This is a genomic window from Nocardioides sp. NBC_00163 (assembly GCF_045206295.1).
Lineage (GTDB): Bacteria > Actinomycetota > Actinomycetes > Propionibacteriales > Nocardioidaceae > Nocardioides.
Genome location: NZ_CP108155.1, coordinates 3,602,582 through 3,628,712 on the forward strand (window position 1 = coordinate 3,602,582; position 26,131 = coordinate 3,628,712).

Below are 26,131 nucleotides of genomic sequence, written 5' to 3' on the forward strand. Positions count from 1 at the left end.
ATGACGACAACCATCCCTACGGCCCGGCCGGCTGCCCGTCGCAGCCGGCCGGGCAACACTCTGACAAGGACCAGCGGCATCGGGCTCGGTATCACGATGCTCTGGTTCAGCCTGCTCGTCCTCATCCCGCTGGTGGCGGTGATCATCACCGCCTCCAGCGGCGGCTGGTCCGCCTTCGCGAACCAGCTCACCAATGAGCAGACCGCCTCGGCGATCCTGCTGACGATCCGTGCGGCCATCGTGGTCACCCTGATCAACGTCGTCATCGGCACCGTGATCGCCTGGGTCCTGGTCCGTGACAAGTTCTGGGGCAAGGGCCTGCTCGAGGTAATCATCGACATCCCGTTCGCACTGCCGACGATCGTCGCGGGCCTCGTGCTGCTCTCCCTCTACGGCGCCGAGTCGCCCCTCGGCCTGCACTGGGCGAACACGTCGACGTCGGTCTACCTCGCCCTCGCCTTCGTGACGCTGCCCTTCGTCGTACGCATGGTGCAGCCCGTCCTCGAGGAGCTCGACACCGACGTGGAGGAGGCCGCGGCCTCACTGGGGGCGTCCCGGTTCACCACGTTCTGGCGGATCATCCTGCCGTCGCTGGCCCCGGCCATCGCGGCGGGCGCGGCGCTCTCCTTCGCGCGCGGGATGGGGGAGTACGGCTCCCTGGTCCTGCTCTCGGGCAACCTGCCGTTCAAGTCCGAGGTCGCCTCGGTGCGGATCCTGTCCGCGATCGAGAACGACAACCCGGAGGGCGCGGCGGCGATCGCGGCGATGCTGCTGGGCGTCTCTCTCCTCGTCATCGTCGTCCTCGACCTGGTCCAGAGGAGGATGGTCCGCCGTGGCTGAGACCCGTCGTGCTCCGCGCACACCACTGACGTACGTCCTCCGCGTCATCGTCATCGCCTACCTCGGGCTCCTGGTGGCCTGGCCGGTGGTCCTGGTCGCCTGGAACGCCTTCTACGTGCCCGATGTCGGGTTCACGACCGAGGCGTTCACCGCGATCTTCAACGACCCGCAGATGATGCACGCGATCCAGCTGACCTGCGTGGCCGCAGTGGTCGCGACGCTGATCAACCTGCTCTTCGGCGTCTCGATCTCGCTGCTGCTGGTGCGTACCGAATTTCCTGGCAAGCGCCTCCTGAGCGCGATGATCGACCTGCCGCTGTCGGTCTCGCCGATCGTCGTGGGCCTGGCGCTCGTGCTGGTCTACGGCGGCCGCGACGGCTGGTTCGGGCCGACGCTCGAGTCGGCCGGGATCCAGATCATCTTCTCGACGCCCGGCATCATCATGGCGACCGCGTTCGTCTCGCTTCCGCTGGTGATCCGTGAGGTCATCCCGGTGCTGGAGGAGATCGGCACCGAGCAGGAGCAGGCCGCCGCGTCGCTCGGCGCGAGCGGCTGGCAGACGTTCTGGCGGATCACGCTCCCGGGCATCAAGTGGGCCGTCATCTACGGCGTCGTGCTCACCCTGGCCCGCTCGCTCGGCGAGTTCGGCGCGGTCAAGGTCGTCTCCGGCAACGTGCTCGGCCAGACCCGTACCGCCACCCTCGCGGTCGAGGAGAAGTACCTCAACTTCGACCAGCAGGGCGCGTACGCGGTCGCCTTCCTCCTCGCCAGCGTCTCGGTCATCTGCATCCTCATCGTCTTCGTGCTGCGCGCCCGCGGTGCGCGCGTGCGGTGAAAGGACACATCCCATGAGCATCGAAGTAAGTGGTGTCAACAAGCGTTACGGCGACTTCGTCGCGCTGGAGGACATCAACCTGACCATCCCCACCGGGCAGCTGACCGCCCTGCTGGGGCCCTCCGGCGGCGGCAAGACCACGCTGCTGCGGGTCATCGCCGGACTGGAGACGCCCGACACCGGGTCGGTTGTGATCGAGGGCAAGGACGCGACCTCGCTGCCGGTCCAGAAGCGCAATGTCGGTTTCGTCTTCCAGCACTACGCCGCGTTCAAGCACCTCTCGGTCGCCAAGAACGTCGCCTTCGGGCTGGAGATCCGCAAGCGCCCCAAGGCGGAGGTCGCGAAGAAGGTCTCGGAGCTTCTGGAGCTCGTCCACCTCTCGCAGTTCGCCAACCGGCTGCCCTCGCAGCTCTCCGGCGGCCAGCGGCAGCGGATGGCGCTGGCGCGGGCCCTGGCGATCGAGCCGTCCGTGCTGCTGCTCGACGAGCCCTTCGGCGCCCTGGACGCGAAGGTACGCAAGGAGCTGCGCGACTGGCTGCGACGCCTCCACGACGAGGTGCACGTGACCACCGTCTTCGTGACCCACGACCAGGAGGAGGCCCTCGAGGTCGCCGACGAGATCGTGGTCGTCAACCAGGGCGGCATCGAGCAGATCGGCACCCCCGAGCAGCTCTACGACGAGCCCGCCAACGACTTCGTGATGTCGTTCCTCGGCGACGTGACCACCCTGGGCGGTTCCTTGATCCGGCCCCATGACGTCGAGGTCACCCCGTCGCCGATCTCCGAGCACTCACTCGAGGGCACCGTCTCGCGCGTCCTGCGGATCGGGTTCGAGGTGCGCCTCACCGTCCTCACCGACGACGGTGAGGTCGTGACCGCCGAGCTGACGCGTACGCATGCCCGGGCTCTGCAGCTCGAGGAGGGCGTCAACGTCTTCGTCACGCCGTCGCCCGGGGCTTACACGATGCCGGCGCCTGCGGCGTAGCGGCGGGACGGGATACCCGGTTAACCGGTGAAACTGGCACTTCTCAGGTGTTGCAATGCCAGAGAAGTGCAGGAATACCCGGTTAACCGGGTATCCCAACGGCTCAGTGAGGCAGCCAAGCCTCGTCGCGCGCGGTGCGGGTGGTGACCTCGTCGGGCAGTTCACGAGAGGCGAGCTCGGCGATCGAGACCTTCTCGAAGACCTCGCGCAGCGAGTCGCGGGCGGCGATCCACACGTGCTGGAGGACATCGGCGCGCTCGTTGTAGGTGACGCCCTCGGGCCGCAGCCCGTAGACCGAGACCAGCGGACCGTCGACGGCGCGGATCACGTCGGCGACGGAGACGTCCGACGCCTTGCGGGCCAGGCGCCAACCGCCTGACTGGCCGCGCTGTGAGATGACGACGCCGGCCTTGCGGAGGTCGGCGAGGATCGCCTGCAGGAATCCGTGAGGGATCTCCTGGGCGCGGCCGAGCTCTTCGGCGCTGACAGCTTTTCCGTCCTCGCGCGCGGCCATCTCGATGAGGGCGCGGAGGGCGTAGTCGGACTTGGCAGATACTCGCACGGCCACATTCTTGCAGATGAATGCAGAATTTCGCTCAATCTAGTGGTCAAGTCCACTTTCATTCACGAGCGTCTCGGATCGCACCTTGAGAGCTGCGGCATGCCGCCGGAACCCGTCCGCAACCCGCTCGGGTCCGGCCAGCCCGACCAGCGGACCGGAGAACTCCTCGACTGTCTCGTAACACGTCGGCCCGCCGGGTCGCTGGGTCAGCCGCTGGTGACGTACGCCCCGCACCAGGCCGAGCCGCGCCGGCCAGCCCTCATAGACATAGGCCAGGTACGCAACCCCGACCCCGTCCGCGCCGACTACCGGCGCCTCGAGCGCCGAGATCCGCTCCGGCGAGCGCGCACGGCCGCCGTTCGCCCAGGTCACATGCAGCACGATCGGGTTGCCCACCGCCGCCGGCTGCGCGGTCTCGGCCCACACGACGAACGGGTTCCAGGCGGCGTACGCCTCGGTCTCGACCATCACCCGCCACACCACGTCGATCGGAGCGTCGATCTCGATCGAGGCTCGCGGGTGCTCGTAGGCCACGAGTTCAGCGGTAGTTGATGAACTGCACCGCGAAGTCGTAGTCCTGGCCCTTGACCAGCGAGATCACGTTCTGCAGGTCGTCGCGCTTCTTGGAGGAGACGCGGAGCTCGTCGCCCTGGATCTGCGCCTTGACGCCCTTGGGCCCCTCGTCGCGGATCAGCTTGGAGATCTTCTTCGCGTCCTCGGAGGAGATGCCCTCCTTGAGGGTGATCGAGATCTTCGACTGCTGCCCCGACTGGCGCGGCTCGCTCGCGTCGAGGATCTTGAGCGACTGCTTGCGCTTGATCAGCTTGTCCTGGAAGACCGAGAGCACCGCGCTCGCGCGGTCGTCGGCGGACGCCGAGATCTCGATCCCCTGCTCACCGCTCCACTCGATGGTCGCGTTGGTGCCCTTGAAGTCGAACCGCGTCGAGACCTCCCGTGCGGTCTGGCTCAGCGCGTTGTCGACCTCCTGGCGGTCGATCTTGCTCACGATGTCGAATGACGAGTCCGCCATGACTCTCTCCTCTAGATTCTGACCAAGTCTGTGGTGTCTCACCCTAGGACCTCGTCCCGTTTTCGTACGCCGCCAGGCCCTGCGCTATTGTTTCTTGCTGTCGCGATCCCCTATGCGGGAGCGCGCGCGATCCCGGCAGATTGCCCGAGCGGCCAATGGGAGCGGACTGTAAATCCGTCGGCTTTTGCCTTCGAAGGTTCGAATCCTTCATCTGCCACGCCTGGGAGAACACCCCTGGTGACCAGCACAAACACTGGCCGCCAGGGGTGTTTCGCGTATCCGACCGTATCCGTGACTGAGGTCTCCGGCGGCCCGCCGTGCAGCGGCGGTGGGGCGGGAGGCGCGATAGGTTCTGGTGATGGATATGAACGCCTACCAGCAGGCAGCGCTGCGCACCGCGGGGTCGAAGGGCACGCCCAACGAGGTGTTCCATCTGCTGCTGGGGCTGGTCGGCGAGACGGGCGAGATCGCCGAGAAGGCGAAGAAGATCATTCGGGACCACGACAGCGACTTCGCCCAGTGGGACCTCGATGATCTCGCCAAGGAGCTCGGCGACACACTGTGGTACCTGGCGGTCCTCGCTGACCACTTCGGGCTTCCGCTCGCGGACGTTGCCGAGCTCAACATCAAGAAGCTCGCCGATCGTCAGCAGCGCGACGCCATCGGTGGCAGTGGCGACAACCGCTGACCCACCGATAGAGCCGTGGCAGCCACGGCCCTGGTTCACGAAGGAGCACCCATGACAGTCGACGCACCGTCCCCCGCAGAGAACGACGAGTTCTGGCGGGAGCGTCGGGTCTGCTTCCTGACGACGAGCCGCCCGGACGGCAGCCCGCATCTCGTCCCGGTGGGGGTGACGTTCGATCCCGAGGCCGGCATCGCGCGCGTCATCAGCAGCGCGGGCAGCAAGAAGGTCCGGAACGTACGCGCAGCCGGGGCCGGCGCGCAGGCGGCGGTCAGCCAGGTCGACGGGCGTCGCTGGTGCACGCTGGAGGGCACGGCGGTGGTCAAGGACGACGCGGAGTCGGTGGCCGAGGCCGAGCGGCGGTACGCCGAGCGCTACCGGCAGCCCCGGCCCAACCCGGAGCGGGTGGTCATCGAGATCACCGTGACCCGGGTGTTGGGCAACGTACGTCCATCGGGTTGGTGAGCGCCGACAGGGCATGAAAGCCCCCTCCGGGGAAGAGCGTCGTCGTTTCTCTTGCGAGTTATCAGATATCTGACTACTGTGATCGGCATCACATCACCCCCACTTCGGAGGACGTCATGATCCGAACCCGCACGAACGTCGTCGGCCGCACCGCCGTTGGCGGTCTCATCTCCATGCTGGCCATCTCGCTCACGGCTTGTGGCGCGCTGGGCGGCGAGTCCGAGTCGAACTCCTCGGACGGAACGGTCACGGTCTGGCAGTACTACGGCGATGAGCAGATGCCGACCGGCAAGCCTCTCTACGACGCACTCGAGGCGTACGACGCTCAGAACGACGATGTGAAGGTGAAGATCCGGTTCATCCCCTTCGAGGACTTCAACCGGACCCTGCAGCAGGGTGCGGCCGCGGGAGAGGGCCCAGACGTCGCCCTGATCAACGCCTTCGACACACAGCAGATGGCCGAGGCGGGCGTGATCGAGGACATCAGCGACCAGGTCGAGGAGTGGGGTGAGCAGGACGCTTACTACCCCACGAGCTGGGAGACCACGCAGGTCGGCGGCAAGACGTACGGCATCCCGCACGTCGCGGACGACTACGCGCTCTACTACAACAAGGACGTCTTCGAGGCGGCCGGAGTGCAGCCTCCCAAGACCTGGGACGAGATGGAGAGCACCGCCGCGACCTTGGCAAAGGAAGTCAAGTACGGCCTGGCCGTCTCCGGGCGCGAGGGCGCCGAGGGCGCCACCGGGATCCTGCTCCGCCAGCTCGCGGCCGGCGGAGATCTCAAGACGTTCGGCGACGGGACCGGCGCCGCGGCGCTGGAGTCCTTCAAGCGGATGGTCGACAACGGCGGGCTCTCGAAGGGGTTCCTGACCTGGCTCGAGGACGACGCCAAGACCCAGTTCGCGGGCGGCAGCGCCGCGATGATGATCAACTCGGCGACCTACGTGAACATCCTGCGTGACGAGGTGCCGGACCTGAACTGGGGCGTGGTGCCGCTGCCGAAGGACGAGGTCACGAAGAGCTTCCTGTCGGCGGAGAACCTCACCATCGGCGCGGGCAGCGGAGACCCGGACGCTGCCTGGGACCTCATCGCCCACCTGCAGGAGCAGCCGGTTCTGGAGGAGTACCTCCCGGCCCGCAACAAGCTGCCTGCCCGCGACGACGTTCCCAAGGCGGTCGAGGACCCTATCCGCAAGACCTTCGCCGACCAGCTCGAGAACGCCTGGGCGCCCGAGGGAGACGTCGCGACGCACTCCAACGAGTCGCTGACCGCGATCCAGGAAGCCCTGCAGGCCACCATCAGCGGCAGCAGCAGCCCGGCCGACGCCGCTACGGCGGCGCAGGCCAAGATCGACGGCGCTCTCGGGTCGTGAGCTCCCTCGCTCGGACGACAGTCCGGCCGGGGCAGCGACGGCCGAATCTCGCGCCGTACCTCTTCCTCGCCCCGGCGGTGGTCTTCGTCGTCCTCACCGTCGTCTACCCGTTGATCTACAACATCCTGCAGAGCTTCTTCGACGTCGGCCTGCGTGAGGTCGTCCAGGGCGGCGCCACCTGGGTCGGGCTCGACAACTATCGAGACCAGCTCGGGCGCCCCGAGTTCTGGCACGCAGTCGTCGTCTCGCTGGTCTACTCCATCGGCACGGTGATGATCGCGTTCGCGGTCGGGCTGGGCCTGGCGCTGCTGTTCCATCGTGAGTTCCGGGGCCGCAACGTCCTACGCGCGCTGCTGCTGCTGGCCTGGATCCTGCCCACGGTTGTCAGCGCCAACGTCTGGCGCTGGCTGCTCGATGGCAGCTATGGACTGCTCAACGCTGCGCTCAGCGGCCTGGGACTGCTCGATCGCGACCTGTTCTGGCTCGGAGAGCCGAACCCCGCGCTGCTTGCGGTGACCGTGGCGACGGCCTGGAGCTTCGCGCCGTTCGCGATGATCCTGCTGGCCGCCGGGCTCCAGGGCATCTCGCCGACCTACTACGAGGCAGCCCGCATCGACGGTGCCTCCGCATGGCAGCAGTTCCGCTCGCTGACCTTCCCTTTGCTGAGGCCGGTCAGCCTGACGGTCACGCTGCTGATCTTCATCTTCACCTTCAAGACCTTCGACACGATCTTCCTGATGACCGGCGGAGGTCCCGGCAACGCAACCGAGACGCTGCCGGTGTACGCCTACAACGAGGCATTCGAGTTCTCCCGGTTCGACACCGCGGCGGTGGCGACCACGGTGCTGATGGTGATCTCCATCGCGCTCGCGCTGGTCTACTTCCGTGCCCTCCGGAGCGAGGAGGGCGCATGAGCGCCGTCTCCCGGCACCGGCTGCTGGCGTTCGCAGCCGTGCTCATCACGGCCATCTACCTGATCCCCGTCTACTGGATGCTCAACACATCCTTCAAGGGCGCGGAGGACATCTTCGCGACGCCGCCGGACCTGCTTCCGCTCCCCCCGACCACCGGCTCGTACGCGCGTGCGGTCTTCTCCGACGGGGACATCGCCCGCGGGCTCGTGAACAGCGGCATCATCGCGGTCGGCACGACCGTGGTCACGCTGCTGGTCGCCCTACCGGCGGCGTACGCCTTGGCCAGGCTGAAGGTGCGCTTCGTCTCGGCGTTCCTGATGCTTTTCCTGGCCGTGCAGATGGTGCCGTCGGTCAACCTGGCGTTGCCGATGTTCGTGCTCTTCAGCGGCGTCGGACTGGTGAACAGCTACGCCGGCCTCATCATCGCCAACTGCTCGCTCGCCGTGCCACTGGCGATCACCATCCTGCGACCCTATTTCCTCGCCATCCCCGAGGAGATCGTCGAGGCCGCCAAGATCGACGGCTGCAACGAGCTCACCGCGTTCTGGCGGGTGGCTGTCCCGGTCAGTACGCCGGGCATCATCACGGTCGGGGCGGTGAGCTTCCTGCAGGCCTGGGGCGAGTTCGTCTTCGGGCTCGCGCTGGCCCCGGACGAGAAGTACCAGCCGGTCACGGTCGTGCTTGCCGGCATCACCAACGCATTCGGAACCAAGTGGAACGACCTGATGGCGGTGTCAGCGATCATCGCGCTGCCCGTGATCGTCCTGTTCATCTTCCTCCAGCGCTACATCGTGGCTGGACTGACCGAAGGAGCGACGAAGAGTTGAGTCGATTGGAAATCTGGGCGGCGACACCGACGCCCTTCGACCCGGACGGTCGTCTCGATCTCTCGGTCGTCCCCGCGCAGGCCGAGCACCTGCGAAACTCCGGGGTGTTCGGCGCATTCGTGGCAGGCACCACCGGCGAGTACCCGTCTCTGACCACCGAGGAGCGGCGCACGCTCCTCGAGGCCTGGGCGGCCGTACGGCCCGAGGGGTTCGGGCTCGCCGCCCAAGTCGGTTCCAACGACCTGGCCCAAGCAGCCGAGCTCGCGGCGCATGCCGCCGACCACGGTGTCGACTTCGTGGCTGCGACCGCTCCGTTCTATGGCGAGGCGCCGCGCGTCGAGCTGGTCGTCGACCACCTCGCCCGGATCGCGGCGGCCGCCGGCGAGACGCCGCTGTGCTACTACCACATCCCGAGCATGACCGGCTCGACCCATCTGCCAGCCGATGTCGTCACCGCCGCCCGGGAGCGGATTCCCACCCTGGCCGGGGTGAAGTTCACCGACGAGGACCTCATCGAGTGCGACCGCACCCGCGCAACCGGGGTCAGGGTCTTCTTCGGTCGCGACGAGCTCCTCCCCGCCGGCCTGGCTATCGGCGTGGAGGCGGTGATCGGCAGTCTCTACAACGGGCTCGGGCCGGTCGCGCACCGGGTCGTCGAGGCGTACGACTCGGGAGAGCCTGAGCGTGCCTACGAGCTGCACCGACCCTTCCGTGAGATCGCGGCCGTCGCCGGCCGTCACGGAGGGCTCGGCTTCGTCAAGGAGCTGATGAACCGACTCGGCCCGAACACGGGCGCGCCGCGTACGCCGTGGGGTCCGTTGGACGCGACGGCCATCGCCGAGGCGGACGCCCTCGCCGACCGACTGCGGGTCGCCGTCGAGCAGGCCGGGCAGTCGTGAAGCACGGTTCCATCTACCGCGAGGCCCAGGTCCGGCTGCGCGACTTCATCCGAGAGCACGGCCTGCGGCCCGGCGACCGGCTTCCGCCAGAGGCCGTGCTGGCCGCCGAGCTCGAGGTCAGCCGCCTCTCGCTGCGGGAGGCATCGCGAAGCCTGCAGACCCTCGGCGTGATCGAGGCCCGGCCCGGCAACGGGCTCTACGTCGCCGCGTTCTCCTTCCGGCCGGTGATCGAGCAGCTGCCCTACGGGCTGGCCGAGCCGGGCGCCTCGCTGGAAGAGCTGCTCACCGCCCGCGAGGCCATGGAGGCCGGGCTGATGCCGGCCGTGTGCCGGCTGCGGGACGAAGAGGAGGAAGCACTGTCCCGGTGTGCCGACCTGGCCACCGAGATGAGCGAGCGGGAACAGCGCGGCGAGAGCTTCGCCGACGTCGATCGGGAGTTCCACCTCTCGCTCTACCAGACCCTCGGCAATCCGTTGGTCGAGAACCTGATCGAGCTGTTCTGGGAGCTCTTCGTCCGGGTGGGCGACGCCATCCCGGGAAGTCCCGAGCGCAACCGCGGCGAGGCTCACCTCGCGATCGTGCGTGCCCTGCAGGCAGGGGACGCCGAGCTCGCCACGGCCCGAATGTTCGAGCACTTCGACGACGTACGCGTCCGGGCGCGGCTACTGCAGGACCGCGCCTGAGCTGCGGAAGGACCATCAGGATCAGCGTCATCCAACGACAACGACACGACAACGTCATCGACGTCGAGAGAGAAGGAACGCATCATGAGGAACCTCCATCACGCAGCCGTGGTCGCCGCTGCGGCGACCATGGCCACCCCGCTGCTCGTCAACGCGGACACTGCCCGGGCCGGCACCCCCACAGCCGACCCGGAGTCGTCCAGCTGCACCGGATCGGTCCCGTTCGTCTCCGGTGACGGCGGCTACGCCGTCTACCGCATCCCAGCAGTCGTCCGGGCCGCCGACGGGGCGGTCGTCGCCTTCGCCGAAGCGCGCGAGTCCAGCTCCGATGCGGGCTCGATCGACCTCGTACGGCGCCGGTCGGTCGATGGTGGCTGCACGTGGGGCCCGCAGGCGGTCGTCGCCGACCAGGCTGAGAACACCATCGGAAACCCTGCGCCGGTGGTCGACCCCAGGACCGGGGACCTGGTCCTGCTCAGCACCCGCAACGCCGGCACCGCCAGCGAGGCCGAGATCCTCCGTGGCGAGGTGCCGGCTGAGGACAGTCGGCGGGTGTTCGTGCAGCGCAGCACCGACGACGGACGTACGTTCTCGCCACTGGAGGAGATCACCGCCACCACGAAGCTCCCGGACTGGCGGTGGTACGCGACAGGGCCGGGCCACGCGGTGGCCGTGATCGGTGGCGAGCACAACGGGCGGCTCGTGGTCCCGGCCAACCACTCGAGCGCGCCCCCGGCCGGTTCGGCCGACACCGGTGCCGAGGCCAAGTACTACGGCGCGCACAGCCTGCTCAGCGACGACGGTGGCCGCACCTGGCGGATCGGCTTCGACGACAGCACCTTCGACGGCGAGCTCAACACCAACGAGTCGATCGCTACCCAGTTGCGCGACGGCAGCCTCTACTTCAACACCCGAGACCAGAACGGGAGCTCGCCGGCCACCCGTGCCGACGCCGTTTCCGTCAACGGGGGTGAGTCGCTGGTGACGCCGTACGCCGCCGAGCCTGGCTTGGTGGGCCCTGTCGTCCAGGGCAGCGTGCTCCAGGTGCGCGGCGGCGATTGGCCGCTGGTGTACTCCGGTCCGAGCAACCCGACCCGGCGTGCCGGGATGGCGCTGCGGGTCAGCGAAGACGCGGGTGACACCTGGGAGAACCGTCTCACCGTGTCGACCGACCCGGCTGCGTACTCCGACCTGGTGCAGCTCCCCGGCCGCCAGCTCGGGCTCCTCTACGAGACCGGCACCAGCGGCGCCAACGAGACCATCACGTTCCGCCGCATCCCGGTCGGCGAGCTGCGATGACCACGCGCCGCGCGCTGCTCGCCGGGGCTGCCGGTGCCGTCGGCGCCGTTGGTGCCAGCGGTCTGGGCCTGACCTCCCCGACCCGTGCCGCGGCCGTGGGACGGGCCGGCGGTCCCGACGCCGGCACCGCCGGCTGGGAGCGTCTGCCTGATCTACCGCCCAACCGCACGGACTGGGCCGAGGAGATACCGGTCGGGGAGGGGTACTGGCGCCAGGTCGGCCTCGCCGGGCCGGTCGCCGGCGCCCACGGCGATCACCTGATCGTCGCGGGTGGAGCCAACTTCCCCGAGCCTGGCCGCACCGCTGGGCGCGATCCGGTGCTGGGCAAGGTCTACTGGAACGACGCGTTCGTGCTGCACCGGTCCGGCGAGGCGTACAACTGGCTCGATCTGCCGCTGACCCTGCCCGACGCGGTCGCCTACGCCGCGTGCCTGAGCACGCCTCGGGGCGTCCTCGTGATCGGTGGCGAGGGGTTCCGCGGTGGACCGAACGGTGCCGCGCGAGCCACCACGGAGAAGTTCGCCGACGTCTATCTCCTCCGCTTCGATCCCGTGGCCGAGGCGCTCGTACGCGACGACCTGCCGTCTCTGCCGCGACCGCTCTCCTATGGTGCCGCCGCGATGGTCGGTACGACCGCGTACGTCGCCGAGGGCGAGTCGTTCTATGCGCTGGACCTCGCCGCCCCGGACTCCGGCTGGAGGACGTTGCCGACCTGGCCGGGTGGGCCGCGAACCGTCGCGGTGGCGGCCTCAGACGGTCGCCGGTTCTACCTGATCTCCGGGCGCAACCAGCAGCCGGACGGCTCGTGGACGCTGCACACCGACGCGTACTCCTTCGACCCCCGTGACGGCAGCTGGTCCCGCCTCGCCGACCTGCCGCGATGCGTCATGGCCGGTGTCGGGGTCGGTGATCGCCGCGGGATCACGGTGTACGCCGGTGACGGCGACGTCGAGCGGTGGGACCTCATCCAGGAGCACACCGCGGCTGGGAATGCCGACGTGGTGGCGTGGTTCCAGGACCACCACACCGGGTTCAACACCGATGTGCTGCGCTACGACCTGCGTACCGGTCGTTGGTCGGCGGTCGACCGGTTCCCCGGCGCCTCGCAGGTGACAACGCCGGCGGTGGAGTGGGATGGCGCCCTCGTCATCGCGAGCGGGGAGGTCCGGCCCGGGGTGCGCACCCCCGTGATCTGGCGGGTGCGCCGATGACTCTGTCGGCGGCGACCCTGCGGGGGGTGTGGGGTTCGGTCCTGCTGCCGCTCCGGGCCGGCGACGACATCGACTGGGCGCGGCTCGAGGCCGAGATCCTTACGTTAGCGGCGTCCCCGCTGCACGGCGTCTACGCGCACGGGACGGCGGGAGAGCTGCACCTGCTGCTGGACGATGAGGCCGATCGGGTGTGCCGGATGCTCGCGACCGCGTGCGCGGCGACGGGCAAGGCCTTCCAGCTTGGCGCCAGCCATCCCGTTCCGCAGGTCACGCTGGAGCGGATCGTTCGCACCCGCGACCTGAGGCCGTCGGCATACCAGGTCGCACTGCCGGACTGGCTACCGCTCACCGACGACGAATGCGTCGCCTTCGTGACCAGAGTCGCCGCGGCCGCTGCGCCGATCCCGCTCGTGCTCTACAACCCTGGCGGCGCCACCACGACGCTCACGCCAAGGCTCCTCGGCCGACTCCTCGACGAGACACCGTCGCTGATCGGCGTCAAGGTGCCCGGCGGTGACGACGCGTGGTGGGACGAGTTGCGCACGCTCGGCGTGCTCGAGCGCTGCGCGGTGTTCGTCCCCGGCCACCAGCTCGCGTCCGGTCTGGCCCGCGGTGCAGGCGGCAGCTACTCCAACATCGCGGGGCTCTCCCCGGCGGGCGCCGTGCGCTGGTATGACCTGATGACCGCCGATCGGGCGATGGCAGGTGACCTCGAGCGCCGGATCGGTGAATGGTTCACCCGGCACATCCTCCCGCTCCAGCGCGCCGGCATCTCCGACCCCGCGCTCGACAAGCTGCTCGCGGCCGTCGGCGGCTGGGCCGACATCGGTCTGCGGGTTCGCTGGCCTTACCTGCCGGCGCCTGACTCGGCGGTGGCCGTAGCCCGCGACGACGCGTACGCCCTGTTGCCGGAGCTCTTCCCGGCCCTCCCCGCCGACACCACCCCGAAGGGAGCATGATCATGTCCCGACCCATTCCCGGCTCCCGGCCCTGGCGCGAGCAGCAGCTCGACTCCGTGCTGAGGTTCGCGCGCCGCTCGGCGCTGACCGACGGCGGCTTCGGACGGCTCGACGCAGCCGGCGACGTCCAGGCGGAGCGCGGGCTCGAGCTGTGGATCAACGCCCGGATGACGTACGTCTTCGCGATCGCCTCGATGCGCGAGGGCACCGTCGACCCGCTGGCCGAGCATGGCGTCCGAGCGCTGCGCGATCTCTTCGAAGATCCCGAGCACGGCGGCTGGTTCGCCGCCGTGACCTCTGATCGCCGGCCGGCCGAGACCCGCAAGGGCTGCTACGAGCACGCCTTCGTCGTTCTGGCCGCGTCGGCCGCCCGGATCGCCGGAGTCCCGGGAGCCGCCGAGCTGCTCGACGAGGCGCTCATCGTCCACGAGCGGTGGTTCTGGGACGAACGGGCCGGCCGCTGCCGCGAAGCGTGGGACGCGGGGTGGACGACGGCCGAGGCGTACCGCGGGGTCAACAGCAACATGCACACCGTCGAGGCCTACCTGACCGCCTCCGACGCCACCGGTGACCCGCGCTGGCGGCATCGGGCGCTGCGCATCTGCGAGCAGGTCGTCGCCGGGGCTCGGGCCAACGACTGGCGGCTGCCCGAGCACTTCGACGCCGAGTGGCGGGTTCTCCTCGACTACAACGCCAGTGCCCCGGCCGACCCGTTCCGGCCCTATGGTGCGACGCCGGGCCACGGGCTCGAGTGGTCGCGCCTGCTGATCGGGCTCGAAGGTGCGCTCGACGACCCGCCCGCATGGCTGGTCGAGGCGGCCACGGAGCTCTACAGCCGAGCAGTACGCGACGGCTCCCTTGGCGACACGATCGTCTACACCACGGACTGGGCGGGTGAGCCGGTGACTCGTGAGCGCTTTCACTGGGTGATGGCCGAGGCGGTCGCGGCCGCCGATGCCCTGGCGCGGCGTACCGACGGTGCTGTTGGTGCGGCCGAACTCGACCGGTGGTGGCGCGCGATCGAGAACCACTTCGTCGACCACGAGCACGGTAGCTGGCACCACGAGCTCGACGACGCCCTGAAGGTCTCCGGGCGCACCTGGCCGGACAAGCCGGACGCGTACCACGCCGTCAACGCGCTGCTGCTTCCCGACGCTCCGCTTGCCCCGACGCTCGCCCGGACCCTTGCGGACGGCTGACTCCGGCCGGCCAACGCTCACCGGGACACGCATCAGCGGTCGGTGAGGACGACGCGGTCGTTGATGTCCTGGACGTCTCGGCGGTTGCCGGTCGGGAACATGGTGCGGAACCGGTCGATCTGGCGGGGCGAGGCGGTGATGGGGTCGGTGAGCATGACCCACTGGACGTGCTCGGTGTACGGCGCGGTCGTGAGGGAGCCGTCGTAGCGGTAGGACGTGTGCCGGCGGGGCAGGAGGGCGCCGACGTCGATGTGGCCGACGTGGTCGGCGGTCGAGCACTCGGAGACCAGGTGGTCGTAGAGGCGGCCGAGTGTCGGGTTGGTGAGGCCCGGGCGGACCCAGACGCCGACGACGAGGGTGTGGCCGGAGGCGTCCTGGTGGACGAAGTGCATCTCGATCGGGTAGTCCCGGGCGGAGAGCAGATGCTCGCTCGGGGTGTGCCAGTGGAACTGCACCAGGCCGTACGTCACGCCGTCCATCTCGAGCGAACCGACCCCGGGCGGGAGCTCGGCGCGTACGGTCTCCTCGTCGCCGCGCACGGTGCAGCCGTCGGGCTCGTCGGCGTCCTCGCGGATGTACTTCATCGTGACGGTCGCGTCGTGGGGATAGTGGACGTGCAGGGCGGGCAGGTGTGCCTGCTGGGTGTCGCCGCGGTAGATGCGGATGGGGCTCTGGTGCGGTGTGGGGTGCGGTGGGCCGGCGGAGGTCGCGGATGCGGCCGCTGACGAGGACAGAGCGGTGAGCCCAGCGATGGCGACTGCGCTCTGGAGCAGGGCGCGACGGTTCAGCCCGACGGTGGTGCGCAACATGGAGATCTCCCGAGATCTACCGGGTCGATGTGACCCGTGGACATCAATACGTACCACGAACAGCGGTCGGCGACACGCTCGGGCGCAGGTCAGGCCAGGTCGGCGGCGAGCTGCTTGCCGGCCTCGGTGAGCAGCGGGACGGCGCGTTCGATGAGCTCGTCGCTCATCCGGCCGGTGGGTCCGCTGATCGACATCGCCAGGCGCGGGGCGTAGTCGGGGACGGCGACGGCGACGCAGCGTACGCCTGCCTCCTGCTCGCCCTCGTCGATGGCGTAGCGGCGCTCGCGGACCTGCTCGAGCTGGTCGAGATAGTCATCGCGCGAGGTGATCGTTGTCGAGGTGTAGGGGACCATGTCGGTGCGCCGGAGGATGTCGCGGACCTGGTCGGGAACCATGTCGGCGAGGATGGCCTTGCCGACGGCGGTGCAGTGCGGGGACACCCGGCGGCCGACCTCGGTGAACATACGCATCGACTGGCGCGACTCGGTGTGGGCGACGTAGACGATCTGGTCGCCGTCGAGCATCGCCAGGTTCGCCGACTCGCCGACCTCGTCGACGAGCCGGGTGAGGTGCGGGCGGGCCCAGGTGCTGAGCATGCGCGAGGAGCTCTCGCCGAGCCGGATCAGCTTGGGGCCGAGGACGTACTGTCGGTTGGCCTCCTGGCGGAGGTAGCCCAGGTCGACGAGGGTGCGCACCAGCCGGTGGATGGTCGGCAGCGGCAGGCCGGAAGCCGCGGCGAGCTGGGAGAGCCCCATGGTCCCGCCGGCGTCGGCCATCGTCTCCAGCAGTGCGAAGGCGCGCTCGATCGACTGCACGGCCCCGGTGCGTGCCTTCGGCGCCTTCTCGTTCTCGCTCACCTGAGCTCCCCGATCTATGGGTACTGTCTTCCGGATGACGGAAGTCTAGCGTCGTGTAGAGGAAATCTGGCTGGTTGCGTCCCTTGTCTGGCCGGATTAATATCCGCAATGCGGAAAGAAGAATCCATTCAAAGGAAAACTGAAGCCCTGGGAGGGTGGAGCTCGTGAACATTCAGATCACCGGTGGCGAGGTCGAGCGAGGAGCCGAGATCCTCACTCCCGAGGCCCTCGACTTCGTCGCTGAACTGCAGCGACGGTTCGGGGCCCGCCGTGACGAGCTCCTGGCCGCCCGCCGAGTGCGCCGCGAGGAGGTCGCCCGCACCGGCCGGCTCGACTTCCTGCCCGAGACGGCCGACGTACGCGCCGGCGACTGGACCGTGGCTCCGGTCCCCGACGACCTCCAGGACCGCCGCGTCGAGATCACCGGCCCGACGGACCGGAAGATGACGATCAACGCCCTCAACTCCGGGGCGCGGGTCTGGCTGGCCGACATGGAGGACGCCAGCACGCCGCACTGGAGCAACGTGGTCGGCGGTCAGGTGAACCTGTACGACGCCGTGCGGCGGCAGATCTCGGCGATGTCCCCGCAGGGCAAGCTCTACGAGCTCAAGCAGGACCAGCGGCTGGCCACGATCGTGATGCGCCCGCGCGGCTGGCACTTCGACGACCTGCACGTCCTGGTCGACGGCAAGCCGGTCGTCGGCGCCCTGGTCGACTTCGGGCTCTACTTCTTCCACAACGCCCGCGAGCTCGTGGAGCGCGGGAGCGGGCCGTACTTCTATCTCCCCAAGATGGAGAGCCACCTCGAGGCGCGGCTGTGGAACGACGTGTTCGCCTTCGCCCAGGCGGAGCTCGGGATCCCGCACGGCACCGTACGCGCGACCGTCCTCATCGAGACGATTCCGGCCGCGTTCGAGATGGACGAGATCCTCTACGAGCTGCGCGACCACGCCTCGGGGCTCAACGCTGGCCGGTGGGACTACCTGTTCAGCCTGATCAAGTACTTCCGCGACGCCGGGCCCTCCTTCGTGCTGCCCGACCGGGCGACGGTGGGGATGACCTCGCCGTTCATGCGTGCGTACGCCCAGCTGCTGGTGAAGACCTGCCACCGCCGCAACGCCCACGCGATCGGAGGCATGGCCGCCTTCATCCCGAGCCGCCGGGACCAGGAGGTCAACGCCGTCGCCTTCGCCAAGGTCCGTGAGGACAAGGAGCGCGAGGCCGGCGACGGGTTCGACGGCTCGTGGGTTGCCCACCCTGACCTGGTCCCCATCTGTCGCGAGATCTTCGACGGTGTTCTCGGTGACCGGCCGAACCAGGTCGACCGGCAGCGCGACGATGTCGAGGTGCGCGCCGAGGACCTCCTCGACGTAGCCTCCGCAGGCGGCACGATCACCCTTGCCGGGCTGCACGACAACGTCGAGGTCTCGCTGGTCTACCTCGACGCCTGGCTCCGTGGCGCCGGCGCCGTCGCCATCCACAACCTGATGGAGGACGCCGCCACGGTCGAGATCTCCCGCTCGCAGATCTGGCAGTGGGTGCACAACGAGTCGAAGCTCGACGACGGGACCCAAGTGACCGCAGAGCTCGTACGCCGGGTCCTGGACGAGGAGATGGCCAAGCTGTTCGCAGCGGCCGACGGGATCGAGCACCGTCTGGAGCAGGCCCGCACCATCTTCGAGGAGGTCGCGCTCGCCGACGACTACGTCGACTTCCTGACCCTGCCGGCCTACGAGCAGGTGGTGGGGGTATGAGCCATCTTGAGGATCTCGCGAACCGGCTCGACCGGGCGCTCGCCGGCGCCGATGCCGCGCTCGCCGCGAGCTATCCGGGGGATCGTGGCGTACGTCAGCCGGTGCACACCGTGTACGTCCCGGGCGACCGCTACTCCGACAAGACGGTGGCGGAGTGGTCCGCTGAGTCCGGTCAGGTGCTGGCTGAGTTCGGGGGTTCGGTGGCGGAGGTCGCCGAGGCGTTCGACCTGAGCCCCGACCTGGCAGACCAGATCTACGATCGGGTGACGGCCAAGCTGGCCGACGAGCCGATCGAGGACCTGCGGATCGACTTCGAGGACGGCTACGGGGACCGGCCCGACGAGGACGAGGATGCCGCCGTGGTGGCGGCCGCTCGGGCGCTCGCCGCCACCGTCCGTGACGGCTCCGCGACGCCGTTCCACGGCATCCGGATCAAGTCGTTCGAGGCCCCGACGCGACACCGCGGGCTGCGTACGCTCGACCTCTTCCTCGGCGAGCTCGTCCGAGAGGGCGGGCTCGGTGACGGCTTCGTGATCACGCTGCCCAAGGTGACCTCCGTCGAGCAGGTCACCGCGATGGTCACCGCCCTGGACGCGCTCGAGGCGGTTCACGGCATCGGGGCCGAAAGTCTTCGGTTCGAGATCCAGGTCGAGACGCCGCAGGCGATCCTCGGCTCCGACGGCACGGCGCTGATCGCGCGGATGATCGCCGCCGGCGCCGGCCGCGTCACCGGCCTGCACTACGGGACCTACGACTACTCCGCCTCGCTCGGGGTCGCGGCCGCTTTCCAGAGCATGGAGCACCCGGTCGCCGACCACGCCAAGGACGTGATGCAGGTGGCGGCCGCCGGCACCGGCGTCTTCGTCTCGGACGGCTCGACCAACGTGCTTCCGGTCGGGGACCCCGATGCGGTACGCGCGGCGTGGCGGCTCCACTCACGCCTGGTGAGCCGGTCGCTGGCCCGCGGGATCTATCAGGGCTGGGATCTGCATCCGGCCCAGCTGCCCAGCCGCTACATCGCGACCTACGCGTTCTTCCGAGAAGGGCTCGAGGTCGCCTCGGCCCGGCTGCGGGCGTACGTCCACGGCGGCCACTCCAGCTATCTCGACGAGCCCGCCACCGCTGCCGCGCTCGCTGCGTTCGTGCTGCGTGGCGTCGAGTGCGGTGCCGTCGCGGCCGACGAGGTCGAGACGCTCGCCGGGATCGACCAGGCCAAGCTGGCCGAGCTGGCTCGCCGGCGGATCGGCTGACGCCAGCTGTTTCATTGCGTCGGACATGGCGGCAGGCTGGGTAGCCTGCCGCCATGCGCGTCGAAGCCGAGTTCACCACCGAACCGTTCCGTGGCGAGGGCGAGCCTCCCGAGCATGCGACGGCGGCGCTCGCGGCCGCCCGCGAGGCCGGTCTGGAGTGTGACTTCGGGCCGTTGGGCACGTCGGTGCGCGGCGAGCGGGACGCGGTGTTGGCCACGCTGGCCGAGGTGGTGGCCGCGGGCCTGGACCACGGCGCCGACCAGATCACCTTCCAGGTCCGGGTCGAGGGACACAGCGCGCCGCGGCGTACGGCCAGCGGGTTGGACGCGCTCCTCGCCGAGGTCGCGGAGAGTCTCGGTGGCGACCTGGCGGCCTTGGACCGGCAGGGGAAGCAGCGCGCCGTGCGACTGCTGGAGGAGCGCGGCGCCTTCGACTACCGCAAGAGCGCGGAGATCGTGGCGGCGGCGCTCGGCGTCACCCGCTTCACGGTCTACAACTACCTGAACCGCGAACGGGAGTAGTCTTCCCAGACTTTTCAACAAACTGTTGACTGTGACGAGAGACACATGCAATCGTTGTTGCTGTACGGAAATTAGTTTCCGCATAGCGAGAGAGAACGGTTCATGGATCTCCAGAACTTCAACACCTCACCGGCGGACGTCGTACGGCCCGTGCTGCAGGCCTGCTGCGACGCTCCGAGCTGGGTCGCCGCGGTCCTGGCCGGGCGCCCCTACGCCGACGAGGCCGACGTCGTCCGGGCCGCCGACGAGGCGGCCCGACGGTTCACCGCGGCCGACGTCGACCAGGCGCTGGCCGCCCACCCCAGGATCGGGGAGCGCGCCGAGGGCGAGCACGCCGAAGCCGCCTGGTCACGGCGCGAGCAGGCCGCGGTCGCCACCGACCAGGCCACGGCTCAGGCCCTCGCCGAGGGCAACCGGGCCTACGAGGAGCGCTTCGGCCGGGTCTTCCTGATCTGCGCCTCGGGACTCTCGGCCGACCAGGTCCTGGCCTCCCTCCGCGACCGGCTCGGTCACGAGCACGACGAGGAGGCGGCCGCGGTCGCCGACGAGCTGCGCCGGATCGCGCTGCTCCGCCTCGAGCGGGTCCTCACCGCCGAGGTCTCCGCATGACCAGCGCCATCACCACCCACGTACTCGACACCGCGCTCGGCCGCCCGGCCGCCGGTGTCCCGGTCCGGCTCAGCCGGATCGACGATTCAGACCATGTCCTCGCCGACGCCGTCACCGACGACGACGGCCGGGCGACCGACCTGGGACCCGATCAGGTCCCGGCCGGCACCTATCAGCTCCGGTTCGGCACCGCCGCCTACTACGCGGCGACCGGTCAGGAGTGCTTCTACCCGCAGGTCTCCGTCACCTTTGCGGTCACCGACCGGCGGCACCACCACGTGCCACTTCTGCTGAGCCCGTTCGCCTACTCCACCTACCGAGGGAGCTGACATGCCCATTCGTCACGGTGCCATTCGTCTTGGCCCAAACCAGTACGGCAAGGCCGAGAACCGCGTCGTACGCATCTACCGCGACACTCCTCGCCACCAGATCCGCGACCTCAACGTCTCCACATCGCTGCGCGGCCGCTTCGACGACGCCCACACCAGCGGCGACCAGCAGGACGTACTGCCGACCGACACCCAGAAGAACACCGTCTTCGCGTACGCGAAGGAGATCGGCGTCGCCTCGATCGAGGAGTTCGCGCTGGCTCTGGCCGACCGCTACCTCGAGGCCTGTCCGGCCGCCGAGGGGGCGCGGGTCGAGATCGATGAGTACGCCTGGGACCGGATCCAGATCGACGGAGCGGGGCACGACCACTCCTTCGTCCGCTCGGGTGGCGGCGTACGGACCACCGTGGTGAACGTGGACGGCCGTGGTGAGGACCGGGTCGCCCATGTGGTGTCCGGCATCAAGGACCTGGTCGTGCTCAAGTCGACCGGCTCGGAGTTCCACGGCTTCCTCAAGGACGAATACACGACCCTGCAGGAGACCACCGACCGGATCCTGGCGACCTCGCTCGTCGCCCGGTGGCGCTATGACGGCACTGATGTCGACTGGGACAAGGCGTACGACTCCATCCGGGCCCTGCTGCTGCAGCGGTTCGCGGAGATCCACAGTCTCGCGCTGCAGCAGACCCTGCACGGGATGGGCACCTCGGTGCTCGAGCAGCACGGCGACGTCGCCGAGATCAAGTTCTCCGCGCCCAACAAGCACCACTTCCTCTCCGACCTCTCGCCCTTCGGCCTGGACAACCCCGGCGAGGTCTTCTTCGCCGCGGACCGGCCCTACGGCCTGATCGAAGCCTCGGTCGTACGCGACGAGGCCCCCGATGCCGGCAACGCCTGGCACGCCATCCCCGGATTCTGCTGAGGCCGGCCATGTTAGGTCGCAGGAGGCAGGCCACCGCGCCGATCACGACCCGACCTGAGGACGAGCGGCATCCGCCGGGCCAGCTCCTCGCCTACGGCACGCAGCACATCCTGACGATGTACGGCGGCGTGATCGCGCCGCCGCTCATCGTCGGGGGTGCCGCGGGCCTGTCGGGCACGGACCTGGCGCTGCTGGTGACCGCGGGCCTTTTCGTGTCGGGCTTCGCCACGCTGCTGCAGACGCTCGGCCTCGGGCCCTTCGGCAGCCGGCTGCCGATCGTGCAGGGCATCTCGTTCGCCAGCGTCTCGACGATGGTCACCATCGCCAGCGAGGACGGGCTGCGCCCGGTCTTCGGCGCGATCATCGTCGCCGGCCTGATCGGACTGGTGCTCTCCTCGTTCTTCGCCCAGCTGGTCAGGCTCTTCCCGGCGGTCGTCACCGGCACGATCATCACGGTCATCGGCCTCTCGCTGATGCCGGTGGCGTTCCGGTGGGCGATGGGCAACGACGCGGCGGCGCCGGACTACGGGTCGATGACCAACATCGCGTACGCCGGCCTGACCCTGCTCATCATCCTGGTGATCAGCCGGGTGTTCCAGGGTGCGATCTCACGTCTTTCGATCCTCATCGGAATCGTCGTCGGGACGGTGATCGCGACGGTTGCCGGCCGGGCCGACTTCTCCTCGGTGGGCGAATCCGATCTGGTCGCGCTCCCGCCGGTCCTGCACTTCGGTGGCCCGACCTTCGAGGTCGGGGCGATCGTCTCCATGACGATCGTGGTGCTGGTGATCATGACCGAGACGACCGCCGACATCCTGGCGATCGGCGAGATCGTGGAGACCGACGTGGACACCAAGCGCGTCGCCCGCGGCCTCCGTGCCGACATGGCCGCCACGACGGTCGCCCCGCTGTTCGGCACGTTCCCGTGCAGCGCGTTCGCGCAGAACGTCGGGCTGGTGGCTCTCACCGGAGTCCGGAGCCGGTACGTCGTCGCCACCGGCGGCCTCGTGCTGTTGCTCCTCGGGCTGCTGCCGGTGGTGGGAGCGGTCGTGGCCGCGATCCCGTATCCCGTGCTCGGTGGTGCCGGGATCGTTCTGTTCGGCTCGGTCGCCGCGAGCGGGATCCGCACCCTGTCGCGCGTCGACTACGAGGACAACCTCAACATGGTGATCGTCTCCGTGGCGATCGCCGTCGGGATCCTGCCGATCGCGGCACCGACCTTCTGGGACGCCTTCCCGGAGTGGCTCGGGGTCATCATGCACTCCGGCATCAGCGCCACCGCCCTGGTCGCCGTCGTGCTCAACCTGCTGTTCAACGAGATCACCGTCGGCAACCGCTCCGGTGCCTCGGTCTTCGCCGCCTCCCAGGACTCTCGTGAGGGCTTCGGCGACCGGCTCGACGACGACATCGAGCGATCGTGATCGGCTGAGGATTGCCGTACGTCGCAGCGCCCGCCCTGGTAGACGGGGCGGGCGCTACCGCTATCCCGATTTTCGTCATACGATTTCCTTATGGGCACTGACGAGCAGATCCAGAAGTGGGCGGATGAGGCCGAGGCGGGTTACGACGTCGAGGAACTGAAGCGTCGCGGGCGCGGTCGCCCGGGGCGGGGCGCCGAGCCGATGCAGGTCGTCGCCGTCCGTCTCACCGCCGAGGAGCTCGAAGCCTTGGATGCGCTGGCCGAACGAGAGCACTTGTCCCGATCCGAGGCGATCAGGCGTGCCCTGGCCGGTTACGCCGCGTGAAAGTCCATCCCAGCGCGCTCAAGCATGGGGTGGCGCATGAGGACGCGGTACAGGCGGCTGACTGGTCGCAGTGGATCGAGCCTCTCGAGGAAGACGACTGGCCACACCGTGAACTGCGCCTCGGCTTCGACACCCGGGCGCGCCTGCTCGAGACAGTTGTGCTGATCTTCGAAAGTGGCGACGAGATGGTCATCCACGCGATGCCGGCCCGAAAGCAGTACTGGGACTTGCTGCCCTGAGCAGGTTGCCTGCTTGTCTGCTGAGGAATGCCGTACGTCGCAGCGCCCGCCCCGTCGGGGCGGGCGTTACCGCTCTCCGGAGGTCGAGTCGGCCCGTCGTCACCTGAAAACCCGCCGAGTCGGCTCGTCATAACGAGCCGACTCGGCGTGATTTTCGTCGGGATGCGCCGACTCGGCCTCGGGGGAGGGTCAGCCCACGAGGTGAGGGTCGGGGGCGTTGACGAGCTCGCCCTCGATCCAGACGCTGCGGACGTCGGCGGGGGTGCCGAGGGCGAACATCTTGGCCAGGGCGTCGCCGGGGTCGGCGGCGTGGGTGAGGCCGACGTCGAGGGGTGTGCTCGCGGCCGGCTTGATCCACTGGGCGTCGAAGCGGCGGCCGACGCAGAAGTCGCCGACCGCGGCCCCCAGGCCGAGGGCCTCCGCGCCGGCGCGGGTGGCCAGATGGAGGAGGTGGGTGGGGGTCAATGGGTGTCCGGCCTCGCCGAGGAGCTGCTGGGCGACGTACGCACTCAGGCCCTCCTTGAGCAGGGAGAACCCGGTGCCGGCGCCGACGTCGGAGCCCATCGCGACCCGCACCCCGTGGGCACGGTGGCGGGCGAGCGGGAAGAGGCCGCTGCCGAGGGCGGCGTTGCTGGAGGGACAGTGCGCGACGGCGGCACCGCGGGCGGCCAACAGAGCGAGCTCGGGGTCGGTCGGGTGCACGTTGTGGGCCAGGACGGTGCCGGGGCCGACCAGGCCGTGCCGGTCGTAGGAGGTCACGTAGTCGCAGCCGAAGAGCGCCTCGACGGTCTCGATCTCGCGGGTGTTCTCGTTGACGTGAGAGGTCAGCATCGCCCCAGGCACGGCACGGAGTACGTCGGCGCAGGCCGCCAGCAGCGGGTCAGAGCACGACAGCGAGAACCGCGGCGTCACGGCGTAGCGTGCCCGGCCGACGCCGTGCCAGCGGGCCGCGAGGGCAAGAGACTCCTCGCGGGCCCGGTCCGGGTCGGTGAACAGGTCCTCGCGGATGAGCCGGTCGCTGACCACGAGGCCGCTGGTGATCCGCAGCCCGACGCGGGCGGCCTCGGCGAAGACCGTGTCGACCGCGGGCGCGAAGTGGCTGCCGAAGACCAGTGCCGTGGTGGTGCCCGCACCGACCAGGCCGCGGACGAAGTCGCTGGCCACGCCCTCGGCGTAGGCCGGGTCGGCCAGGCGCGCCTCCTCGGGGAGGGCGCACTGGTCGAGCCAGTCGAGCAGCGGCAGGCCGAGGCCGCCGATGACGCGTACCTGCGGGAAGTGCACGTGGGTGTCGACGAATCCGGGCAGCACGAAGCCGCCGGAGAGGTCGACGACGTCCTCCTGGGGGTGCTGACGGTGCAGGTCGGCGTAGCTACCGCGGGCGCGGATCACACCGTCGCGTACGAGCATGGCACCGTCCTGCTCGGCGCGGAGCCGACCGCCGGTGAAGGGGTCGTCGGGCGTGTCGAGGAAGGTTCCTCGGAAGAGCGTCATCGTGGGGTTCACCTTGATTGTTGTTCGGTTGATGCGGGCTCGCCCGCGAAGATCTGGAGCAGCCGGGCCGCGACGCTGACCGCGATCGTGGCCGGTTCCTTGCCGCCGAGATCGGGAAGTCCGATGGGTGTGGTGATGCGGGCGATCGCATCGGGGGCGTGGCCCTCGTCGGCGAGCTTGGCCCGGAACCGGCTCCACTTGGCGCTCGAGCCGATCAGCCCGATCGACGCCAGATGCCCGGCGCGCAGCGCAGCGTCGCACAGCGCGGCGTCCTCGGCGTGATCATGGGTCATGACCAGGACGTGGGTGCCCTCGGGCAGCTCGCCGATGACGAGCTCGGGCAGCACCGGCACCTGGTGGACGTGGATGCCGGCGACGGCATCGTCGAGCCCCCGCAGCTGCTCCGGCTCGAGCTGGGAGGTGCGGGAGTCGACCAGGTGCAGCTCGAGATCGTGGCGGGCGAGGATGCGCGCCAGCTCGAGCCCGACGTGGCCCATCCCGAAGATGGCCACGGACGGTACGACGGGCAGCGGCTCGAGCAGCAGCTCGACCTCGCCACCACAGCACTGGACACCGTGCTGGTAGGGCGCCTTGTCAGAGAGCGACACCTTCAGGGTCTCCGGCACCGCACGGTCCTCGATGAGCATCGCGCGGGCGCGCTCGATCGCGACCGCCTCGAGGTTGCCACCACCGACGGTGGCCCAGGTGCGGTCGGCAGAGACGACCATCTTCGCCCCGGCCTCGCGCGGCGAATGACCACGTACGGACGTCAGGGTCACCAGTACGCCGGGGATCCGCTGCTCGCGCAGGCGCTGGACGGCCTTCAGCCACTCCAT

30 protein-coding genes and 1 tRNA gene are annotated in these 26,131 nt (G+C 69.3%); 24 read left to right on the forward strand and 7 right to left on the reverse strand.

Annotated elements, in window-relative coordinates; genetic code table 11:
* Genes cysT through OG801_RS17315 form a run of 3 tightly spaced genes read left to right on the forward strand, consistent with a single transcriptional unit; the run spans position 1 to position 2,660 of the window.
* Positions 1 to 840: a sulfate ABC transporter permease subunit CysT gene (gene cysT / locus OG801_RS17305; protein WP_406030037.1), complete on the forward strand. Its 840-nt coding sequence runs from the start codon at positions 1 to 3 to the stop codon at positions 838 to 840.
* Positions 833 to 1,675 (forward strand): sulfate ABC transporter permease subunit, encoded by an 843-nt coding sequence (locus tag OG801_RS17310; RefSeq protein WP_355228258.1) that lies wholly within the window; start codon positions 833 to 835, stop codon positions 1,673 to 1,675. Before cysT ends, OG801_RS17310 begins: the two co-directional genes overlap by 8 nt.
* A gap of 13 nt (positions 1,676 to 1,688) precedes the next feature.
* Entirely contained in the window at positions 1,689 to 2,660 is a 972-nt protein-coding gene (locus OG801_RS17315; protein WP_406030039.1) for a sulfate/molybdate ABC transporter ATP-binding protein, read from the forward strand.
* A gap of 103 nt (positions 2,661 to 2,763) precedes the next feature.
* Here OG801_RS17315 and OG801_RS17320 read toward each other — a convergent pair whose 3' ends face one another.
* The 3 genes from OG801_RS17320 to OG801_RS17330 are packed head-to-tail and all read right to left on the reverse strand — an operon-like array spanning position 2,764 to position 4,252.
* Complete coding sequence (locus OG801_RS17320) at positions 2,764 to 3,222, reverse strand: Rrf2 family transcriptional regulator (RefSeq protein WP_091044275.1); 459 nt, start codon at positions 3,220 to 3,222, stop codon at positions 2,764 to 2,766.
* Between the two features lie 39 nt (positions 3,223 to 3,261).
* On the reverse strand, positions 3,262 to 3,756 hold the full coding sequence (locus OG801_RS17325) for an SRPBCC domain-containing protein (protein ID WP_355019424.1): 495 nt from the start codon (positions 3,754 to 3,756) through the stop codon (positions 3,262 to 3,264).
* Between the two features lie 4 nt (positions 3,757 to 3,760).
* Positions 3,761 to 4,252, reverse strand: coding sequence for a YajQ family cyclic di-GMP-binding protein (locus OG801_RS17330; protein WP_355019423.1), 492 nt, complete (start codon positions 4,250 to 4,252; stop codon positions 3,761 to 3,763).
* 134 nt (positions 4,253 to 4,386) lie between these two features.
* Here OG801_RS17330 and OG801_RS17335 point away from each other — a divergent pair.
* From OG801_RS17335 to OG801_RS17390, 12 genes are all read left to right on the forward strand, one after another.
* Positions 4,387 to 4,469: transfer RNA gene (locus OG801_RS17335), tRNA-Tyr, on the forward strand.
* Positions 4,470 to 4,610: 141 nt separating this feature from the next.
* On the forward strand, positions 4,611 to 4,940 hold the full coding sequence (locus OG801_RS17340) for a nucleoside triphosphate pyrophosphohydrolase family protein (protein ID WP_355019422.1): 330 nt from the start codon (positions 4,611 to 4,613) through the stop codon (positions 4,938 to 4,940).
* 51 nt (positions 4,941 to 4,991) lie between these two features.
* On the forward strand, positions 4,992 to 5,402 hold the full coding sequence (locus tag OG801_RS17345; RefSeq protein ID WP_406030041.1) for a TIGR03618 family F420-dependent PPOX class oxidoreductase: 411 nt from the start codon (positions 4,992 to 4,994) through the stop codon (positions 5,400 to 5,402).
* Positions 5,403 to 5,518: 116 nt separating this feature from the next.
* On the forward strand, positions 5,519 to 6,778 hold the full coding sequence (locus tag OG801_RS17350; RefSeq protein WP_355019420.1) for a sugar ABC transporter substrate-binding protein: 1,260 nt from the start codon (positions 5,519 to 5,521) through the stop codon (positions 6,776 to 6,778).
* Positions 6,775 to 7,692, forward strand: coding sequence for a sugar ABC transporter permease (locus tag OG801_RS17355; protein ID WP_355019419.1), 918 nt, complete (start codon positions 6,775 to 6,777; stop codon positions 7,690 to 7,692). The genes OG801_RS17350 and OG801_RS17355 overlap by 4 nt, the downstream gene beginning before the upstream one ends.
* Entirely contained in the window at positions 7,689 to 8,519 is an 831-nt protein-coding gene (locus tag OG801_RS17360; RefSeq protein ID WP_406030044.1) for a carbohydrate ABC transporter permease, read from the forward strand. Before OG801_RS17355 ends, OG801_RS17360 begins: the two co-directional genes overlap by 4 nt.
* Entirely contained in the window at positions 8,516 to 9,418 is a 903-nt protein-coding gene (locus OG801_RS17365; protein WP_355019417.1) for a dihydrodipicolinate synthase family protein, read from the forward strand. The genes OG801_RS17360 and OG801_RS17365 overlap by 4 nt, the downstream gene beginning before the upstream one ends.
* The gene (locus OG801_RS17370; protein ID WP_355019416.1) at positions 9,415 to 10,101 is read left to right on the forward strand and encodes an FCD domain-containing protein; all 687 of its coding nucleotides are present in this window, start codon (positions 9,415 to 9,417) and stop codon (positions 10,099 to 10,101) included. Before OG801_RS17365 ends, OG801_RS17370 begins: the two co-directional genes overlap by 4 nt.
* A gap of 84 nt (positions 10,102 to 10,185) precedes the next feature.
* Complete coding sequence (locus OG801_RS17375) at positions 10,186 to 11,400, forward strand: exo-alpha-sialidase (protein ID WP_406030047.1); 1,215 nt, start codon at positions 10,186 to 10,188, stop codon at positions 11,398 to 11,400.
* Complete coding sequence (locus OG801_RS17380; protein ID WP_355019414.1) at positions 11,397 to 12,611, forward strand: kelch repeat-containing protein; 1,215 nt, start codon at positions 11,397 to 11,399, stop codon at positions 12,609 to 12,611. The genes OG801_RS17375 and OG801_RS17380 overlap by 4 nt, the downstream gene beginning before the upstream one ends.
* Positions 12,608 to 13,570, forward strand: coding sequence for a dihydrodipicolinate synthase family protein (locus OG801_RS17385; RefSeq protein ID WP_355019413.1), 963 nt, complete (start codon positions 12,608 to 12,610; stop codon positions 13,568 to 13,570). Before OG801_RS17380 ends, OG801_RS17385 begins: the two co-directional genes overlap by 4 nt.
* A gap of 2 nt (positions 13,571 to 13,572) precedes the next feature.
* Complete coding sequence (locus OG801_RS17390) at positions 13,573 to 14,769, forward strand: AGE family epimerase/isomerase (protein WP_406030050.1); 1,197 nt, start codon at positions 13,573 to 13,575, stop codon at positions 14,767 to 14,769.
* Between the two features lie 32 nt (positions 14,770 to 14,801).
* Here OG801_RS17390 and OG801_RS17395 read toward each other — a convergent pair whose 3' ends face one another.
* On the reverse strand, positions 14,802 to 15,578 hold the full coding sequence (locus OG801_RS17395; protein ID WP_406030052.1) for a carbonic anhydrase family protein: 777 nt from the start codon (positions 15,576 to 15,578) through the stop codon (positions 14,802 to 14,804).
* 89 nt (positions 15,579 to 15,667) lie between these two features.
* Positions 15,668 to 16,435, reverse strand: a complete 768-nt coding sequence (locus OG801_RS17400) for an IclR family transcriptional regulator (RefSeq protein WP_406030054.1) — start codon at positions 16,433 to 16,435, stop codon at positions 15,668 to 15,670.
* Positions 16,436 to 16,599: 164 nt separating this feature from the next.
* Between OG801_RS17400 and aceB the strand changes: the two genes are divergently transcribed.
* The 9 genes from aceB (at position 16,600) to OG801_RS17445 (ending at position 23,804) form a co-directional block, all read left to right on the forward strand.
* Positions 16,600 to 18,189 carry a malate synthase A gene (gene aceB / locus OG801_RS17405; protein WP_406030056.1) on the forward strand — a complete coding sequence of 530 codons (1,590 nt, stop codon included), beginning with the start codon at positions 16,600 to 16,602 and terminating at the stop codon, positions 18,187 to 18,189.
* Positions 18,186 to 19,439: a DUF6986 family protein gene (locus OG801_RS17410; RefSeq protein WP_406030058.1), complete on the forward strand. Its 1,254-nt coding sequence runs from the start codon at positions 18,186 to 18,188 to the stop codon at positions 19,437 to 19,439. Before aceB ends, OG801_RS17410 begins: the two co-directional genes overlap by 4 nt.
* 53 nt (positions 19,440 to 19,492) lie before the next feature.
* A complete protein-coding gene (locus OG801_RS17415) occupies positions 19,493 to 19,960 on the forward strand; it encodes a helix-turn-helix domain-containing protein (protein ID WP_355019407.1) in 468 nt (155 codons plus the stop codon).
* Between the two features lie 102 nt (positions 19,961 to 20,062).
* Positions 20,063 to 20,569 carry a 2-oxo-4-hydroxy-4-carboxy-5-ureidoimidazoline decarboxylase gene (gene uraD, locus OG801_RS17420; RefSeq protein WP_406030060.1) on the forward strand — a complete coding sequence of 169 codons (507 nt, stop codon included), beginning with the start codon at positions 20,063 to 20,065 and terminating at the stop codon, positions 20,567 to 20,569.
* On the forward strand, positions 20,566 to 20,898 hold the full coding sequence (gene uraH, locus OG801_RS17425; protein ID WP_355019405.1) for a hydroxyisourate hydrolase: 333 nt from the start codon (positions 20,566 to 20,568) through the stop codon (positions 20,896 to 20,898). The genes uraD and uraH overlap by 4 nt, the downstream gene beginning before the upstream one ends.
* A 1-nt stretch (position 20,899) precedes the next feature.
* Entirely contained in the window at positions 20,900 to 21,820 is a 921-nt protein-coding gene (gene pucL / locus OG801_RS17430) for a factor-independent urate hydroxylase (RefSeq protein ID WP_406030063.1), read from the forward strand.
* A gap of 8 nt (positions 21,821 to 21,828) precedes the next feature.
* The gene (locus OG801_RS17435) at positions 21,829 to 23,241 is read left to right on the forward strand and encodes a nucleobase:cation symporter-2 family protein (protein ID WP_406030065.1); all 1,413 of its coding nucleotides are present in this window, start codon (positions 21,829 to 21,831) and stop codon (positions 23,239 to 23,241) included.
* Between the two features lie 90 nt (positions 23,242 to 23,331).
* Positions 23,332 to 23,565, forward strand: coding sequence for a ribbon-helix-helix domain-containing protein (locus OG801_RS17440; protein WP_355019402.1), 234 nt, complete (start codon positions 23,332 to 23,334; stop codon positions 23,563 to 23,565).
* Complete coding sequence (locus OG801_RS17445) at positions 23,562 to 23,804, forward strand: hypothetical protein (RefSeq protein WP_355019401.1); 243 nt, start codon at positions 23,562 to 23,564, stop codon at positions 23,802 to 23,804. The genes OG801_RS17440 and OG801_RS17445 overlap by 4 nt, the downstream gene beginning before the upstream one ends.
* Before the next feature lie 189 nt (positions 23,805 to 23,993).
* Here the strand turns inward: OG801_RS17445 and OG801_RS17450 are convergent, their stop codons facing one another.
* Both OG801_RS17450 and xdhC read right to left on the reverse strand, forming a co-directional pair.
* Complete coding sequence (locus OG801_RS17450) at positions 23,994 to 25,295, reverse strand: guanine deaminase (RefSeq protein WP_406030067.1); 1,302 nt, start codon at positions 25,293 to 25,295, stop codon at positions 23,994 to 23,996.
* Positions 25,296 to 25,303: 8 nt separating this feature from the next.
* Positions 25,304 to 26,131 carry a xanthine dehydrogenase accessory protein XdhC gene (xdhC, locus tag OG801_RS17455; protein ID WP_406030069.1) on the reverse strand — a complete coding sequence of 276 codons (828 nt, stop codon included), beginning with the start codon at positions 26,129 to 26,131 and terminating at the stop codon, positions 25,304 to 25,306.

Excerpts from the sequence above, each read along its gene's own strand:
- cysT (WP_406030037.1), top strand. The coding sequence starts at position 1 with ATGACGACAACCATCCCTACGGCCCGGCCGGCTGCCCGTCGCAGCCGG.
- OG801_RS17315 (WP_406030039.1), top strand. The coding sequence starts at position 1,689 with ATGAGCATCGAAGTAAGTGGTGTCAACAAGCGTTACGGCGACTTCGTC.
- OG801_RS17330 (WP_355019423.1), bottom strand. The coding sequence starts at position 4,252 with ATGGCGGACTCGTCATTCGACATCGTGAGCAAGATCGACCGCCAGGAG.
- OG801_RS17340 (WP_355019422.1), top strand. The coding sequence starts at position 4,611 with ATGGATATGAACGCCTACCAGCAGGCAGCGCTGCGCACCGCGGGGTCG.
- OG801_RS17345 (WP_406030041.1), top strand. The coding sequence starts at position 4,992 with ATGACAGTCGACGCACCGTCCCCCGCAGAGAACGACGAGTTCTGGCGG.
- OG801_RS17350 (WP_355019420.1), top strand. The coding sequence starts at position 5,519 with ATGATCCGAACCCGCACGAACGTCGTCGGCCGCACCGCCGTTGGCGGT.
- OG801_RS17360 (WP_406030044.1), top strand. The coding sequence starts at position 7,689 with ATGAGCGCCGTCTCCCGGCACCGGCTGCTGGCGTTCGCAGCCGTGCTC.
- OG801_RS17375 (WP_406030047.1), top strand. The coding sequence starts at position 10,186 with ATGAGGAACCTCCATCACGCAGCCGTGGTCGCCGCTGCGGCGACCATG.
- OG801_RS17380 (WP_355019414.1), top strand. The coding sequence starts at position 11,397 with ATGACCACGCGCCGCGCGCTGCTCGCCGGGGCTGCCGGTGCCGTCGGC.
- OG801_RS17385 (WP_355019413.1), top strand. The coding sequence starts at position 12,608 with ATGACTCTGTCGGCGGCGACCCTGCGGGGGGTGTGGGGTTCGGTCCTG.
- OG801_RS17390 (WP_406030050.1), top strand. The coding sequence starts at position 13,573 with ATGTCCCGACCCATTCCCGGCTCCCGGCCCTGGCGCGAGCAGCAGCTC.
- OG801_RS17395 (WP_406030052.1), bottom strand. The coding sequence starts at position 15,578 with ATGTTGCGCACCACCGTCGGGCTGAACCGTCGCGCCCTGCTCCAGAGC.
- OG801_RS17410 (WP_406030058.1), top strand. The coding sequence starts at position 18,186 with ATGAGCCATCTTGAGGATCTCGCGAACCGGCTCGACCGGGCGCTCGCC.
- OG801_RS17415 (WP_355019407.1), top strand. The coding sequence starts at position 19,493 with ATGCGCGTCGAAGCCGAGTTCACCACCGAACCGTTCCGTGGCGAGGGC.
- uraD (WP_406030060.1), top strand. The coding sequence starts at position 20,063 with ATGGATCTCCAGAACTTCAACACCTCACCGGCGGACGTCGTACGGCCC.
- uraH (WP_355019405.1), top strand. The coding sequence starts at position 20,566 with ATGACCAGCGCCATCACCACCCACGTACTCGACACCGCGCTCGGCCGC.
- pucL (WP_406030063.1), top strand. The coding sequence starts at position 20,900 with ATGCCCATTCGTCACGGTGCCATTCGTCTTGGCCCAAACCAGTACGGC.
- OG801_RS17435 (WP_406030065.1), top strand. The coding sequence starts at position 21,829 with ATGTTAGGTCGCAGGAGGCAGGCCACCGCGCCGATCACGACCCGACCT.
- OG801_RS17440 (WP_355019402.1), top strand. The coding sequence starts at position 23,332 with ATGGGCACTGACGAGCAGATCCAGAAGTGGGCGGATGAGGCCGAGGCG.
- OG801_RS17450 (WP_406030067.1), bottom strand. The coding sequence starts at position 25,295 with ATGACGCTCTTCCGAGGAACCTTCCTCGACACGCCCGACGACCCCTTC.
- xdhC (WP_406030069.1), bottom strand. The coding sequence starts at position 26,131 with ATGGAGTGGCTGAAGGCCGTCCAGCGCCTGCGCGAGCAGCGGATCCCC.